A 14,921-nucleotide genomic window follows, 5' to 3' on the forward strand; every position below is an offset into this window, starting at 1 on the left:
ATGCTTAATCCAAATAGTCTCTCAGCTTACGGCTGCGGCTTGGATGGCGCAGCTTTCTGAGTGCTTTCGCCTCAATCTGGCGGATACGTTCACGGGTGACATCAAACTCTTTGCCGACTTCCTCCAGTGTTCTTGCCCTTCCGTCATTCATTCCAAAACGGAGGCGCAGGACCTTCTGCTCTCTGTCTGTCAGAGTATCCAGAACTTCATCCAGCTGCTCTTTGAGCAGTGTCTGTGCGGCTGCCTCTGCCGGGACAGGTACATTGTCATCCTGGATAAAGTCTCCCAGATGGCTGTCTTCCTCCTCACCGATCGGGGTTTCTAAAGATACCGGCTCCTGAGAAATCTTCAGGATCTCACGTACACGGTCCACAGGCATGTCCAGTTCCTTTGCAATCTCTTCCGGCGTGGGTTCACGTCCTAACTCCTGGAGTAACTGTCTGGACACACGGATTAGTTTGTTAATTGTCTCTACCATATGCACCGGGATACGGATCGTCCTTGCCTGGTCTGCAATTGCCCTTGTGATTGCCTGACGAATCCACCATGTTGCATAAGTACTGAACTTATATCCTTTATGATAATCAAACTTTTCAACAGCTTTGATCAGACCCAAGTTACCCTCCTGAATCAGGTCCAGAAATAACATTCCTCTACCAACATAGCGTTTTGCGATGCTGACTACAAGACGAAGGTTCGCCTCTGCCAGTTCCTTTTTGGCATCCTCATCACCGTCTTCCATTCGCTGTGCCAGTTCGATTTCCCTCTCCGCACTCAGCAGCGGTACTTTACCGATCTCCTTCAGATACATGCGCACAGGATCTTCAATGCTGACCCCGTCCGGCACAGATAAATCAATGCTCTCCATATCAACTTCATCTTCTTCAACAATGATGAGCTCATCATCTACATCGTCATCATCTCCGCTGATACGCAGCACATCAATATTATTTGACTCAAGATGTTCAAATACCTTTTCCATCTGCTCTGCGTCTAATTCCATATCATTGAAAAAGTCATTGATCTCCTGAAGCTCGAGAATGCTTTTCTTTTTCTTACCTAACGCAACAAGTTCTTTTAGCCTCTCGTCAAATTTCTGTGTGTTTTCTTCCATGTGTCCATCCTTCCTTCCCCTATACACACGGTATAGGGCTATCTTGTTTTATTTTATCCTTATTCAATAGAAATATGCAGTTTCTTTATATCATCGAGTTTTCTCTTCTCTTCCATCAGCCTCTGCAGGCCCGCCATATCTGTCGGTTCCAGATGCATCGTGCGGTAATCTATGCTGTTCGCCTTGACACGGAGGATTGTCTCCTTTAACGCCTGTTCCTGTTCTTCCTTCGTGGAAAGCTCTCTGATCTTTGTATGGAACAAGGAAGCCGCTTCCCGATGATCTTCCTCCTCGGTAAAGTGATTCAGTATCTTTGCCGGATTCAGTTCCCCTGTATCAAACTGCTGATAAAGCAGTTCTGCTACAGTCCGATACAATGGTTCCGTGAAGTCTTCCGGGCTTATGTATTTTTTTATCAGGCTGAAAATCCCGGCATCCTCGATCATCCATGTCAGAAGTAGCTTCTGGGATACAAGGATTCCACTTTCCTTCGGCTTCTGTCCGGACGGAGCTGACTTTGGACGCACGGCTGGTTTGGCCATGCCTTCTGTAACAGCGGTCTTCGTCACAAGTTTTTGAAGGCTTTCCGGGCTTACCTTGTATGCCTTTGCTACAGCCTCCACATAATTGTTGCGCTCGAGTTCATCTTCAAATCCGATCAGGCGCTTCACCGTTTCTTTAAAAAAGGCTGTCTTCCCTTCCGGGGATTCCATATCATAATCTTTGGAAAGAATCTCCAGACTGAACAGGAATCCATTCCTTGCCCCGCCGATTCTCTTCTCAAATTCTTCGGCTCCCAAATTCTTAATGAATTCGTCGGGGTCCTTATAAGGGTCCATCCTGATGACTTTGGCAGAAATGCCCGCCTGTTTCAGGATCGGTACTGCGCGGAGTGCGGCCTTCGTTCCCGCTTCATCGCTGTCATATGTCAGATAGACTTCCTGCACATACCTCTTAATCAGTGAAGCATGTCCCGTCGTCAGAGCGGTTCCCAGCGATGCGACTGCATTCGTAAATCCTGCCTGATGAAGGGAAATTACATCCATATACCCTTCGCACATGAGGAAATACGGTTTGCGCGAGGTTCTTGCACGGTTCAGTCCGTAAAGATTGCGGCTCTTATCGAAGATAACTGTCTCCGGTGAATTCAGGTACTTTGGTTTTCCATCACCCATCACCCGGCCGCCGAATCCGATCACCCGGTTATTCACATCCATGATCGGAAACATAACACGGTTCCAGAACTTATCATATACGCCGTTCCTTTCATCCGTGTTGATCAGGCCTGCCTGCCGGATCAGATCCTCACTGTAGCCCTTCCCCTGAAGGTATTTGAACAGGTCATTGCTATATTTGTTGGAATAACCAAGCCCGAAAGCTTTGATTGTTTCATCTGACAGCTCTCTGTTTTTCAAATATGTATATCCAATCTTCCCCTGTTCTGATTTCAGCTGCACATAGAAATACTGGGCGGCAATCTTATTGATTTCCAGAAGTGTCGCACGCAGGTCGGCTTTTTCCTTCGCTTCTTTCGAGTACTCCATCTCGGGGAGTTCGACTCCCGCCCTGTCGGCAAGGACCTTCAGAGCCTCCACAAAAGAGAAGTTCTCATATTCCATCAAAAATGTAAAAACATTGCCTCCGGCTCCGCAGCCGAAGCAGTAATACATCTGTTTCCCCCTGCTGACAGAAAAGGAGGGCGACTTTTCATTGTGGAACGGGCAGAGTCCAAAATAAGAGCTGCCTTTTTTCTGCAGCCTTACATACCCGGATATCACATCCACGATGTCATTCTTCATCCTCACTTCTTCAACCAATTCCTCCGGATAATACATGCATTCCCCTCCTGCTTATACAACTTAGGTCCGGTCCTTTCGGGCCTTAGTTGTAAAGTACATCCTGTCGACTTAGGTTCGGTTCTCTCGAACCTTAGTGACATGGATGTTTCCATTTATCCCCTACTTTATATATATTCGACAAAACTTTATGATTTCCTTTATTTTTTTTAATTTTTCCAGGCTTCCGGCACAAAAAATTCTTCGTATTTTTTTACCGCATAATTATCGGTCATCCCTGCTATGTAATCGCAGACTACCTGTTCCTTACAATTGCCCGGCCTCCCGATCGCCTCCAGATACTGCTCTGGCATTTGTTCAAGGTGGCGGATATAATAATCATACAGCTGTTCAATCAGACGGACCGCCTTGTCTTCCTCGCCCTTCGCCTTTGGATTCATATAGACGTTCTCGAACATGAATCTGCGCAGGCCGATCATAGCCTCTTCTACTTCTTCCGACATGATAATGGCCGGTTTATCCATGCTGTTGATGATCACGTCATGCACCATTGCATTGAGGCGTTCCTTGCTGGTAGCCCCCAGTACTTTCCGGTATCTGGATGGTATATCTTCCTCTACGAGAATACCTCCCCGGATCGCATCGTCAATATCATGGTTGATATAGGCGATTTTATCCGACAGTCTGAGTACCTGACCTTCCAGTGTATGCGGATGCCCCGATGTCGGATGGTTCAGAATCCCGTCACGCACTTCCCACGTAAGGTTCAGTCCCCTTCCCTGCTTTTCTACACATTCCACTACCCTGACACTCTGTTCATTGTGGGAAAAATGATAGACATGGTTCAGTGCCCGTTCACCCGCATGGCCGAACGGTGTGTGGCCGAGGTCGTGGCCGAGTGCGATCGCTTCTACAAGGTCTTCATTCAGTCTGAGTGCCTTTGCAATCGTTCTGGCATTCTGTGACACCTCGAGCGTATGCGTCAGCCTCGTCCTGTAATGATCACCTTTGGGCAGCAGAAACACCTGTGTCTTCTGCTTCAGACGCCGAAACGACTTGCAGTGCAGGATCCTGTCCCGGTCCCGCTGGAATACAGGGCGGATATCACACTCTGTCTCCGGGCGCACCCTCCCTTTCGAATTCCTGCTGAATGCCGCATAGGGACTTAAATACTCCATTTCACGTTCTTCTAGCTGCTCTCTGATTGTCATAGGCCACTTCCTCTATATATAATATATTCTGCGTTTCGGGTTTATTTCCTTTTTCCTTAATACCTAATCCTCTTTCAGTCGTTTTTCAATCGCCTTTACCACGGTTTCAAGCACCTTGATGCGTGCATAATACTTGTCATTGCCCTCGACCACAATCCACGGTGCATACTCTGTTGATGTCCTGATCAGCATTTCGTTGACTGCTTCCTCATACAGGTCCCACTTTTCCCTGTTGCGCCAGTCCTCATCCGTAATCTTCCACTGCTTTTCCGGATTCTCCTGACGTGCCCTGAACCTGCGCTCCTGCTCGTCTTTATCAATCTGCATCCAGAATTTCAGGACGATTGCCCCTGCATCCACAAGGTCTTTCTCCATGTCATTCATTTCCTTATAGGCCCTCTGCCACTCCTGCTTCGTACAGAATCCTTCGATGCGCTCTACCATGACGCGTCCATACCATGTTCTGTCAAAGATTGAAATATGCCCGGCTTTTGGCATCGCCCTCCAGAAACGCCATAGATAATGATGTGCCTTTTCAATATCGTTCGGGGATGCGGTCGGGTTCACGACAAATCCCCTCGGGTCCATCTTCGCGGTCAGGCGCTTGATGGCGCCGCCTTTACCTCCTGCATCCCATCCCTCGAATCCAAGCACGACCGGAATCCTCCTGCGGTAGAGTTCCCCATGCAGAAGGCTCATCTTCTTCTCCAGTTTTTTCAGTTTTTCCTTGTATTCCTTCTTTGTAAGGCTCAGGCTCAAATCCGCTTTTGCAAGAACGGATTCGGTAAGCTCCTTCTGGTCAATCCCTGGTACGGCAGTTTCAGCAGTGGTCTTCCCTTCCTCGTCCATCTCCGCGATCGCCTCGGCAGCCTTTTCTTTTGCTTTCGCCTTCTTCACATTCTCAATCTGCTCTTCCAAAGCCTTAATTACAACTGTGTAGATCTTAACCGTGGCAAATCTTCTGTCCATCGCCTCAATGATCGTCCAGGGGGCATAATCGGTATCTGTAATATGCAGCATTTCTTCCATCATCTGTACATATTCCTGATACTTCACATTGCGTTCCAGATCTCCCTGGCTTACCCGCCAGGCAGTTTCTTTCGATGCCCTTAACTTCTGGAAACGCTTTTTCTGTTCCTTTTTATCAATATCAAGCAGAAGTTTAATCATGACATAGCCGTCGTCCGTCAGCTGCTTTTCAAATGAGCAGATCGACTGGTAAATATCCGGGATGTCCTTCTTCTTCGTGCTTTTGTCAAAACGTTCAATCAATACCTTGCGGTACCAGCTTCCATCGAAAATGGCGATTCTTCCTTTTTCCGGTGTTTTCGTCCAGAAGCGCCATAAAAACGGATGCATCCGTTCTTCCTCACTCTCTTCCTTAATCGCAAATACTTTGAAACCACGCGGGTCCAGACTCTGGATCAGTTCTCCTATCTGCAGCCCCTTCCCGGATGCCCCAAAGCCTTCAAACACAATCATCACGGGGATATCCAAAGTCTTGCACTGTCTCTGCAGCTCGCCCAGCCTTGCTTCCAGCAGGGGCATCTTTGCCTTGTATTCTTCTTTTGTCATGGATTTGGTAAGATCAACTTTTTCTAACATAATTTTTCCTCCCGGCTTTGTTTGATTATATGATGCCAGGGTCAAAAGGTCATACAATGCATGCTCGCATGCAATTGGATGACTTTGGGACCCGTAAAACATGAGAAAGTAGCCCGATCAGGGCGGATTTCGAATGTTTTTAGGATTTCGGGAGCACGAAGTGCGGAGAAATCCGTAGGCATCAGGGGGCAAAATGCCTTTTGACCCCAACATTATTATATTATTATATCACGAATATACCATGAAAAACATCCGGCTTGTCATCTTTGCCGGAAAATGCTATACTTTGTCAAGGAAAACAGAAATAACCGTATTACAGTTAAGAAATATATGTTACTGTGCACGTCCGCAGGGCGTGAACAGTAACATATATATAACGCTAAAGGAGGTGTGGTTATGACAAAAGTTAAGCACACTGACGCAAATTTTTTATCTCCGTGTGATCCCCCTTGTGAACGGCTGGTCTATATCACGTCCGCAACGTTTGGCGAGGACTGGGAATACACACTCCATTCCCATAGTTTTGCAGAAGTATTTTTTGTGACATCCGGGGAAGGATATTTCTGTACAGGTGACGCTGAAGTACCGATACAGACAAACACGCTTGTACTGATTAATCCTAATACACCACACACGGAACGCTCCTTAGGAGATACTCCCCTGACCTATATGATACTCGGAATTGAGGATCTGTATTTCTATTTCCGTGATCATGAGGAGTACTGTTTCCATACTTATGACCTGAAAGAACACAAGGATGAGATTCTCCCGGACCTGGATCTGATGCTGGATGAGGTTCAGGGCAGGCATCAGGATTCTTACCGGATCTGCCATTACTACATGTCCGTCTTTTTCCTTAAGGTCCACCGGATTCTTGGTAACCGCCTCGGCCTCTGCTCTGCAGACAGCTGCCCTGATGAATGTACGTCAGTCAGGGAATACATAAAGGAGCATTTTGCAGATGATATCACACTGGATACGCTTGCCGCGTATTCCGGTTTTAATAAGTATTATCTGTCCCGCATGTTCTCCAGAGCCTACGGGATTGCGCCAATCAATTACCTGTTGGAATGCCGGATCCTGCACAGTGAGGTCCTGCTTAAGACAACGGACTTCAGCATTACCCAGATTTCCCGTATTGTCGGGTTCTCCTCTGCCAATTACTTTTCCCAATCTTTTAAAAGATATACCGGCATGACGCCGTTGTCGTATCGGGAAACACATATGATCTGATAATTCAGGCAAACGAAATGCTCCTGTGCAGCTGGATAAAACTGCACAGGAGCATTTTTTTACTTGTTTGCGGCTTTTCTCACGATGGCTTCCATCTCACCCCATTTTGCCTCCATATCCTCTATGAGCTTAAACTGTGTTCTCGCCCTGTCGAGATTATGGTTTTCACGGTGTATTCTGAAGTAATGGTCACCCTCGAGGTAATCCGTCAGGAATCTTATTCCGCATTCATATGTCATGACCTTTGCCCCCATTGGAAGCAGGCGTATTTCTGTCTGGGTCAGGCTTCCCTGACACCCTTTCAGGAATCCTTCCACGTAGACCTCAAACAGTTCCAGATTAGAGGAGACTTTTGACAGATCTGTTTCATCCTCGGCAGCCGTATTGGCCCCGAACCGTATAGAATCACCGAAATCGTTCATGGCAAGTCCCGGCATTACCGTATCCAGATCAATCACACAGATTCCCTTTCTTGTCGCATTATCGATCATAATGTTATTTAATTTCGTATCATTGTGGGTCACGCGAAGAGGCAGTTCCTTTCTCTTAAGCATATCGCCGAAAACATCTGCATCTCCTTCTCTTTTCATCACGAAATCAATTTCATCCCGGACATGAACCACCCTTCCCAGCTTATCTTCATCCACAGCCCTTAAAAAATCGTTGAAACGCTTTCTTGTATCATGGAACTGCGGAATCGTCTCATGAAGTGTTTCTGCCGGATACCCCGCAAGAAGATGCTGGAAGTTACCAAATGCAAGGGCACTCTGATAGAAATCTTCTTTTGTCTCTACCTGTTCGTAGCAGGTCGCATCCTCTATAAACAGGTAGGCCCTCCAATATTCCCCTCTGGAATCCACATAATAATTTTCCCCGTCATCCGCAGGGACAACATTCAGCGTCTCTCGTTCCGGATCCCCGCCGTTTTCGATAATTTTCCCGCGAAGATAGGATGTAACCCCGATGATATTTTCCATCAGTTCCTTCGGCTGTTTAAATACTTCACGGTTCATTTCCTGCAGGATGATCCTTTTCTCCTGCCCGTCCGGAATTTCATATGTCAGAAGGAATGTATTGTTGATATGTCCGTTTCCGTAAGGTATCTTTGATTTCAGCGTTCCTATATGCCGGTATGCATCCAGCACCTCTTCCAGTTCTGTTTCTGTAATATTTGTCATAGTGTCTCCTTAACCCGTTACTGATATTTCTTGTTATAGCCGTACAGCAGTGCCAGGATTCCTGCAAGTCCGACAAGCTGGAGCAGGAGGTGTTTGATCCCGACTGTCTTCTGCCCTATGATAACCAAAGCGATGCAGATACAAAATACCAGGATGCACAGTATCATTTCAACCCATTTATTCATAAACAACGCCCCCTATCCTTTCAATCCGCCAAGGCTCATGCCCTGTGTCAGCTTCTTCTGTACAAGGATATACAAAATCAGCGTCGGCAGCATGACAATAATCAGCCCGGCATAGAGCCGCCCGTAGTTAGCTGCTGACTTCTGCGCCTGCATCAGCTGCATCAGTCCGACCGGCAGTGTCTTCAGTTCCTTTTCTGTCAGCAGTGTCATGGAAATGATATATTCATTCCAGAATGACAGGAAGTTAAACAGTATGATTGTGATGATACTCGGTCTTGCCATCGGCATCATAATCTTCACCATTGTGTGAAAATACCCGCTCCCGTCTACAAAAGCCGCCTCCTCATAGTCCTTCGGAATGGAAACAAAGAAACCGGACAGAAGGTAGATTGTAAAAGGCAGTGCCGTTGCCGCATAGATCAGCGCTACCATAAACCGGTTGTTGATCAGGAATCCGGAGCCAAACAACTGTTTTAGCATCTTATCCCCGTCTACCAGCATCAGGAAGATCGGAACAACAATGTAGTTCACATTGATAAACAGACCGCCCATGAACATCACATTCAGGAACTTACTGCCCCTGAATTTATAGCGTGCCAGCACATATGCAGAAGGCAGCGCCACAACCAGCAGAAGAAGCAGTGCAAGAACTGTTACAATGATCGAATTCAGGAAGTAGTCCCCCATCTTCGCTTTTGAAAAAGCATCTACGAAGTTCTGGAAATAAAATCCCTTCGGCAGTGTCCACGGGTTGCCGTAGAACTCTGAGTTTTCCTTGATGGATGCCAGAAATACCCAGCCTACCGGAACGATAATACTGATTGCCAGAACAATCAGCAGGATGTAGACAACAACTCTGGAGGCTTTAAATTTACTTTTTTTCATGATCCGCACCTCCTAAAATTCAAGCGGTTCCCGCTTCGTAGCAAAGTTGACTACTGCGGACAGACCGAATGAGAATAAGAATACTACAACGCCGATTGCCATACCATATCCATAAGAGGAGTTGGTGTATGCCTGACCGTACATATAGCTTAAGAATACTTCCGTTGAACCATCAGGCCCGCCGTTTGTAAGAGCCTTTACAAACAGGAAGCTTAAGTTGATGGAACTGATGATAAAGAATGTAAGCGTTGTACGGATATTCGTCCAGATCAGAGGAAGTGTGATACTGAAAAACTGTCTCACCTTTCCCGCCCCTTCCAGGTCCGCCGATTCATAAAGACTCTCAGGAACGCTGGTCATACTTGCCATATACATAACCATGTAATAACCAATTGCCTGCCACACCATTGCAATCACCAGACTGTAGATGACGATGCTCTGGTCGCCGAGCCAGAGGACCGGCGTGGCGTCTTTCCCCCGGAAGATCCCCAGGATGCTGTTTAAAAGGCCATTGGTCGGATCGTAAATAGCAGAGAATATCGCAGAAATTACTACTACTGACAAAATATTCGGAATGTAGAAAATAACTCTGAAAAAATTCTGACCCTTCAAATTCTCGCGTGATAGGATCGCCGCAAATACAAGTGCAAAGAAAAGAGTAATGATTGTAACAAGTACAATCAGAAGGATCGAGTTCTGGAAAGACCTGAAAAACTTCTGGTCCTCGAATAAAATTTTAAAATTATTGAAACCGACAAACTTTTTGTTGTTTGAGAAGCCGCCCCATTTATAGAGTGACATCTTAAATACATTGATAGTCGGTATCACCATGAAAATAACGAATAAAATCACGGATGGTAATACGCAGGCCGCGATAAATCCGCTTCTGCCCTTTTTGTGCCGCATATATATACCTCCTGTCCCCGTGTGTGACTGTTTCGCCACCTGATGATAAAGCACAGGGAACACGCCCGGAATACTTCCTTCTTTGTCCCCTGCCGCTTATATCTTACATTGTTTCCTAATTATTTAGTCCATAGCATCTCTTAATTTGTCGCTTGTAGCCTCGACATCTGCCTGCCAGTCTTTGACAGTCTTGTCGCCGCTCATAACGCTGTTTACTGCCTTGAACAGAGAATCTGCCATTGAAACTCCCTCTACAGGTTCCGTTGCTGCGAATCCGCCCATAACTGCAACTGCAGCGTCATTGTCATAAATGTGGTAGTATAACTGGCTGTCTGCATCCAGTTTGTCTGCCATGCCGTCGATCGGCTGTACAGCGCCTGATTTTGCAAAGATATCAGCGGCTTTGTCAGAATACATAAATGCCACAAATTCTTTTGCAAGGTCCTGGTTCTCAGCTTCTGCCGGAATCCACATCTGCTCGAAGAATGTAAAGGATGATGGTTTCGCATCTTTTGCTACTGCCGGAACTGCTGTGAAGCCCCATTCGAATCCGTCTGCCTTCGGAGCGTCTGCCATTTCTCCCGGAAGCCATGTTCCGTTCGGGCAGAAGATTGCTTTGTTGTCAAGAATCAGCTGCTGGTTCTTTGTAAAGTTATCATCATTTGCATTGGCAACTGTTGTCGGCTCTGTATAATCAGCAAGCTTTCCAACCAGTTCAAATACTGCTGTTGCTTCAGGAGACTCCCAGATGCCGTCTTTGTATGTCATTGCTTCATTGTAGAAGTCAGCCCCGCCTGATGATTCCAGAAGTGCATATGTAAATGCATCAAAATATCCAGGTGTCGGATATGTAAATAAGGAGATGCCCTCAGCTTTCGCCTTATCGCCTAATTCCCACATCTCATCCCATGTTGTCGGAACTTCCCAGCCTTTTTCCTTGAGCAGTCCTGCATTGTAGAACAGGCCGCACGGGCTGTAGAACATTGGTGCATAGTATGTCACGCCGTCAGCGTAAGGCATCGTTCCCAATGTATCAAGGAATCCCGGAAGGATCTTATCCTTTACAGTCACATCCTCGCCCGGAACTGTCATGTCCAGAACATCTGTCAGTTCAAGAAGACCTTTTTCCTTCGTCAGAGTCTCTGTAAGTGCTGCTTCACGTCCTGTTGCGCAGTGTACAACATCCGGATAGTCGCCTGCCTTCATGCTTGGGCTGATCACATCCTCGATTTTCTTGTCAACTGTCAGTTCCACCGTTACGCCTTCGTGTGTCTCTTCGAATGCTTTAGCAACCTCATCCCACATCTCAGCGCCGTAACCGCCCTCAAATGCAGCCACTTTCAATACCTGCCCATCTCCTGAGCCGGAATCCTTGGCGTCACCGGAATCAGAGCCTTTGTCTTTGCTTCCGCATCCAACTGCCAGTGTACCGATCATTGTTACGCACAATAAAATACTCACCAGTTTTCTTTTCATACTTCTTTCCTCCCTGTTATTAATAAAGTTTTTCTGCCGGGAATCCACCGGCAGATATATTTTAAGAACGGTATAGCTGTTCTTAAATTTCATACCAGATAATCTCATTCGCCTCCAGATGGAGCGGGAAACTGCTTCCGTCACCTTTATAGACGATGGTGTCCTGTTCCTCATATGTATTATTAACGACACAGTACTTGCCATTAGCCACATATGCATGAACTTCTACATTATAATTACTGCTGAACCATCTTTCCAGATTCTCTTCGTCTGATGCAGACCAGATTACGGCCCTGTAAAGAAGCCTGCTGTTCTCGAAGCTGTATGGGAGCCCGCTGATATAGACGCTTCTGCCCATGCCGAATGTATTGACGGCCAGCTGAACCTCTTTTTCTCTCTGGCAGAGAATGGTTGCTTTGTCCAGGGCATAAATGCTTTTCTTGCCCTCACCGAAATCGATCTCATCCTTACAGTCCGCAGTTATGAAGTGTGCATATTCTTCCCAGTTATACTTATCCCTGTTCAGCGTCATGCCATTTTCCTTCTCTACTCCCATCACACCTGCTAACTGAAAGAACCTGCCCTGCCACTGGTGTGCCGTCGGTTCACCGACGCCGATGAATCCGCCGCCTTCATATATGAAACGCTTCACTGCTGTCACAATCTGCTCGTCAATCCAGTTTTCCCCGCCGGTATAAGCGGTATCGGCATCCCCGATATTGAGGATTACATCGATGTCTTTTAAAATATCGGGATTCTCCCTGATGTCATCAAAACTGATGAACTTCACATCAAACGGCGCACCGCTCAGTGACTCGATGATCCCCGCATAAGAGTAATTCTGTTTATGGTAGATCGCATGGTGCACCATATGGTTTCCCCATGCCCGCATCTTTCCCCAGCAGTTCAGTACGGCCACACGTTTCACACAGTAAGGTGTGGTGCCTCTGATGTTTTCATATAAGATCCGGAATTCATTACAGACTGTTTCCACATAATCAATAAATTCCGGGAACTCCAGTGCAAGTTTCAGGTAACCGCCATAACCGATCCTGTCGATCGGGCTTCTCAAGATTGCACGCCTTGCAGTCACCCAGTTATATTTTGCCTCTTTTACCGGATCGCCGCCCTCGTGGAACACATCCGGGAAAAAGTAAGGCAGGAAACGCCCTTCTGTATAATCAACACCTTTGATATCACTGATCAGCCGCAGTGTGGAACCATTCCCCACACTTCCTACAACTGCATCCAGACCGATTGTCCGGAACTCATCCATAAACGGTTCCATGCCAATCCAGTGGTCCCCTAAGAACATCATGGCCTCTTTGCCATACTCGTGGGTAATATCTACCATTTCCTTTGCAAGCTTTGCAACTTCTCTTCTCTGGAACTTCTGAAAATCCTGAAATTCTTTGGAAGGTATCCTGTATGTATTGTTCATGTATCCCTGGTCGATAATAAACTCTGGACGGAACCTGTATCCCGCCTCCCGTTCAAACTGTTCCAGAATATATGGACTGACCGAGGCGGAATACCCGTACCAGTCCACGTATTTTTCTCTTGCCAGTTCGTCGAAAATCAATGTGAACTGATGGAAAAAGGTCGTGTACCGGATAACATCGACATGCGGGCTGCTCTCCAGATAGCGGCGCAGGCGCTGCATTGAATATGCCCTTGTCTTTGGCTGCCTGACATCAAAGGTAATCTGTTTTTCTACATCCTTCCACCCGTTTGTCACTGCATTGTACATATGCACCGGGTCCCACATGATATAAGTCAGAAAGCTCACGGTGTAATCATGATACAGCCGCGCGGGACTGATCACCACGTCACCGGATTCTTCATCATAACTCCAGGTGCCGTATGGGATGACTTCCCCCGTCGTGCGATCAATCACTTCCCACCAGCGGCTGATATCGTCACGCGTATTTACCGCCAGCATGTCCGGATAGAGATGGTCCATCAGGTGAATACGCAGAGTCTCTTCAGAAGCATTATGGAAATCCGTCATAATGTACATCTGTTGCACTTCATCCATGTTTGCCTTTGCCCATTCGTTGTCTTTTCTCGTTGTATAATATGTAGAATATACCTTCGCATTTACATTGCGTAATTCTTCTGGGAAATCCGTACCGTCACAGTCCCTTATTGCATCTGCGCCCCATCGCTTCAGGATCTCTTTTGTCTCATTCACTACGTCAACATCTGTCGGGATTGTCACCCGTCCAAAAGATAAATTGCTTTCCATAATTTGTCTCCTTTTGCTATTCGAGACTGTGCATGTGTGCTCTAAAGAGTTTCACTTTATACAAATTATATTTATTATCTTGTTGATTTTTATAGCATTTGCACAATTCTTTGATTCAAGTATACGGATTAAAACAGCCTTAATCAACTTATTTATTGCTCTAAAAGTTATATATCTTGTCTTTATTTATGTGGGATGGTATGATGATATCAGAAAGGAGCATTCATTATGGCACATATTCAATATTCGATCACAGACCTTTACAGCCAGGAGCCGATTGAAAGGCTTCTGTATATCTCTTCGGCTACTTATGGGAATGACTGGATCAGCATGTTTCATTCCCATAGTTTTGCAGAACTTTTCTATGTTCTGGACGGACAGGGGCATTTTTGCACAGAATCAGAAGAAGTCCCCATTGAAAGGGACTCCCTGATTCTGATTAACCCGAATATCCGGCACACGGAAAAGTCCTCTGTCACGCATCCGCTTACTTATATCGTGCTGGGTATAGATAATCTCCATTTTCAATTTTCAGGCGATGAATACAGTGCATACCGTGTCCATGATTTTTACAAGCACAGGGATGCCTGTCTTCCGATTATGCAGATGATGCTGGACGAGGCCAGAGGGCGGCGCGCATCCTCAGAGCTCATCTGCCATCATTTTCTGAGTATCCTGCTCTTAAAGATTCTGCGCATAAGCGGTGACCAGTTCACGCCTTATTCCTCCAAGAATATTCCGGGGGAATGTGAGACAATCAAGTACTATATTGACACACATTATCAGGAAAATATAACGCTGGATAAGCTGGCTGAAGTATCCCACCTGAATAAATTCTACCTGTCACACATTTTTAACCGCGCATTTGGAATTTCACCTATTACCTATCTGCTGGAGCGCCGTATCCTGCACAGCAAGGAACTATTAAAGTCAGCGGATTTCAGTATTACGCAGATCGCACATACGACCGGATTCTCATCTGCCAATTACTTTTCACAGTCGTTTAAGCGCTACACGGGACTTACCCCCGCGGCATACCGTAAAAACCATCAGGATACATAAGAACAGGACTCCATTTGCCGGG

12 protein-coding genes are annotated in these 14,921 nt (G+C 46.4%); 2 read left to right on the plus strand and 10 right to left on the minus strand.

The genetic code is table 11. The annotated features are described in order from the left end of the window. Window positions 1-4 precede the first annotated feature (4 nt). The 4 genes from rpoD to pap all read right to left on the minus strand — a co-directional run bounded on the left by rpoD (window position 5) and on the right by pap (window position 5,726). Complete coding sequence (gene rpoD / locus A8806_RS06905; protein ID WP_109730451.1) at window positions 5-1,114, minus strand: RNA polymerase sigma factor RpoD; 1,110 nt, start codon at window positions 1,112-1,114, stop codon at window positions 5-7. A 59-nt stretch (window positions 1,115-1,173) separates the two neighbouring features. Then, a complete protein-coding gene (gene dnaG, locus A8806_RS06910) occupies window positions 1,174-2,949 on the minus strand; it encodes a DNA primase (protein ID WP_109730452.1) in 1,776 nt (591 codons plus the stop codon). Between the two features lie 170 nt (window positions 2,950-3,119). After that, a complete protein-coding gene (locus A8806_RS06915) occupies window positions 3,120-4,121 on the minus strand; it encodes a deoxyguanosinetriphosphate triphosphohydrolase (protein ID WP_109730453.1) in 1,002 nt (333 codons plus the stop codon). 63 nt (window positions 4,122-4,184) lie between these two features. Then, window positions 4,185-5,726 carry a polyphosphate:AMP phosphotransferase gene (gene pap, locus A8806_RS06920; RefSeq protein WP_109730454.1) on the minus strand — a complete coding sequence of 514 codons (1,542 nt, stop codon included), beginning with the start codon at window positions 5,724-5,726 and terminating at the stop codon, window positions 4,185-4,187. Between the two features lie 396 nt (window positions 5,727-6,122). Between pap and A8806_RS06930 the strand changes: the two genes are divergently transcribed. Beyond that, on the plus strand, window positions 6,123-6,959 hold the full coding sequence (locus A8806_RS06930; protein WP_109730456.1) for a helix-turn-helix transcriptional regulator: 837 nt from the start codon (window positions 6,123-6,125) through the stop codon (window positions 6,957-6,959). A 59-nt stretch (window positions 6,960-7,018) separates the two neighbouring features. Here A8806_RS06930 and A8806_RS06935 read toward each other — a convergent pair whose 3' ends face one another. The 6 genes from A8806_RS06935 to gnpA form a co-directional block, all read right to left on the minus strand. Continuing rightward, window positions 7,019-8,137: a phosphotransferase enzyme family protein gene (locus A8806_RS06935; protein WP_109730457.1), complete on the minus strand. Its 1,119-nt coding sequence runs from the start codon at window positions 8,135-8,137 to the stop codon at window positions 7,019-7,021. A 17-nt stretch (window positions 8,138-8,154) separates the two neighbouring features. Continuing rightward, a complete protein-coding gene (locus A8806_RS26105; RefSeq protein ID WP_181368613.1) occupies window positions 8,155-8,322 on the minus strand; it encodes a DUF6903 family protein in 168 nt (55 codons plus the stop codon). A gap of 12 nt (window positions 8,323-8,334) precedes the next feature. After that, a complete protein-coding gene (locus tag A8806_RS06940) occupies window positions 8,335-9,207 on the minus strand; it encodes a carbohydrate ABC transporter permease (RefSeq protein WP_109730458.1) in 873 nt (290 codons plus the stop codon). A gap of 12 nt (window positions 9,208-9,219) precedes the next feature. Then, a complete protein-coding gene (locus tag A8806_RS06945; RefSeq protein WP_109730459.1) occupies window positions 9,220-10,113 on the minus strand; it encodes a carbohydrate ABC transporter permease in 894 nt (297 codons plus the stop codon). Window positions 10,114-10,236: 123 nt separating this feature from the next. Further along, window positions 10,237-11,589, minus strand: coding sequence for a carbohydrate ABC transporter substrate-binding protein (locus A8806_RS06950; RefSeq protein ID WP_109730577.1), 1,353 nt, complete (start codon window positions 11,587-11,589; stop codon window positions 10,237-10,239). Window positions 11,590-11,671: 82 nt separating this feature from the next. Further along, entirely contained in the window at window positions 11,672-13,837 is a 2,166-nt protein-coding gene (gnpA, locus tag A8806_RS06955; protein ID WP_109730460.1) for a 1,3-beta-galactosyl-N-acetylhexosamine phosphorylase, read from the minus strand. A 228-nt stretch (window positions 13,838-14,065) separates the two neighbouring features. Here gnpA and A8806_RS06960 point away from each other — a divergent pair, with 228 nt between their 5' ends. Next, entirely contained in the window at window positions 14,066-14,899 is an 834-nt protein-coding gene (locus A8806_RS06960) for a helix-turn-helix transcriptional regulator (protein WP_109730461.1), read from the plus strand. The last annotated feature ends 22 nt before the right edge of the window (window positions 14,900-14,921 follow it).

It is taken from the genome of Faecalicatena orotica, from assembly GCF_003149245.1.
Classification (GTDB): domain Bacteria; phylum Bacillota; class Clostridia; order Lachnospirales; family Lachnospiraceae; genus Faecalicatena_A; species Faecalicatena_A orotica.

Excerpts from the sequence above, each read along its gene's own strand:
- rpoD (WP_109730451.1), bottom strand. The coding sequence starts at position 1,114 with ATGGAAGAAAACACACAGAAATTTGACGAGAGGCTAAAAGAACTTGTT.
- dnaG (WP_109730452.1), bottom strand. The coding sequence starts at position 2,949 with ATGTATTATCCGGAGGAATTGGTTGAAGAAGTGAGGATGAAGAATGAC.
- A8806_RS06915 (WP_109730453.1), bottom strand. The coding sequence starts at position 4,121 with ATGACAATCAGAGAGCAGCTAGAAGAACGTGAAATGGAGTATTTAAGT.
- pap (WP_109730454.1), bottom strand. The coding sequence starts at position 5,726 with ATGTTAGAAAAAGTTGATCTTACCAAATCCATGACAAAAGAAGAATAC.
- A8806_RS06930 (WP_109730456.1), top strand. The coding sequence starts at position 6,123 with ATGACAAAAGTTAAGCACACTGACGCAAATTTTTTATCTCCGTGTGAT.
- A8806_RS06935 (WP_109730457.1), bottom strand. The coding sequence starts at position 8,137 with ATGACAAATATTACAGAAACAGAACTGGAAGAGGTGCTGGATGCATAC.
- A8806_RS26105 (WP_181368613.1), bottom strand. The coding sequence starts at position 8,322 with ATGAATAAATGGGTTGAAATGATACTGTGCATCCTGGTATTTTGTATC.
- A8806_RS06940 (WP_109730458.1), bottom strand. The coding sequence starts at position 9,207 with ATGAAAAAAAGTAAATTTAAAGCCTCCAGAGTTGTTGTCTACATCCTG.
- A8806_RS06945 (WP_109730459.1), bottom strand. The coding sequence starts at position 10,113 with ATGCGGCACAAAAAGGGCAGAAGCGGATTTATCGCGGCCTGCGTATTA.
- A8806_RS06950 (WP_109730577.1), bottom strand. The coding sequence starts at position 11,589 with ATGAAAAGAAAACTGGTGAGTATTTTATTGTGCGTAACAATGATCGGT.
- gnpA (WP_109730460.1), bottom strand. The coding sequence starts at position 13,837 with ATGGAAAGCAATTTATCTTTTGGACGGGTGACAATCCCGACAGATGTT.
- A8806_RS06960 (WP_109730461.1), top strand. The coding sequence starts at position 14,066 with ATGGCACATATTCAATATTCGATCACAGACCTTTACAGCCAGGAGCCG.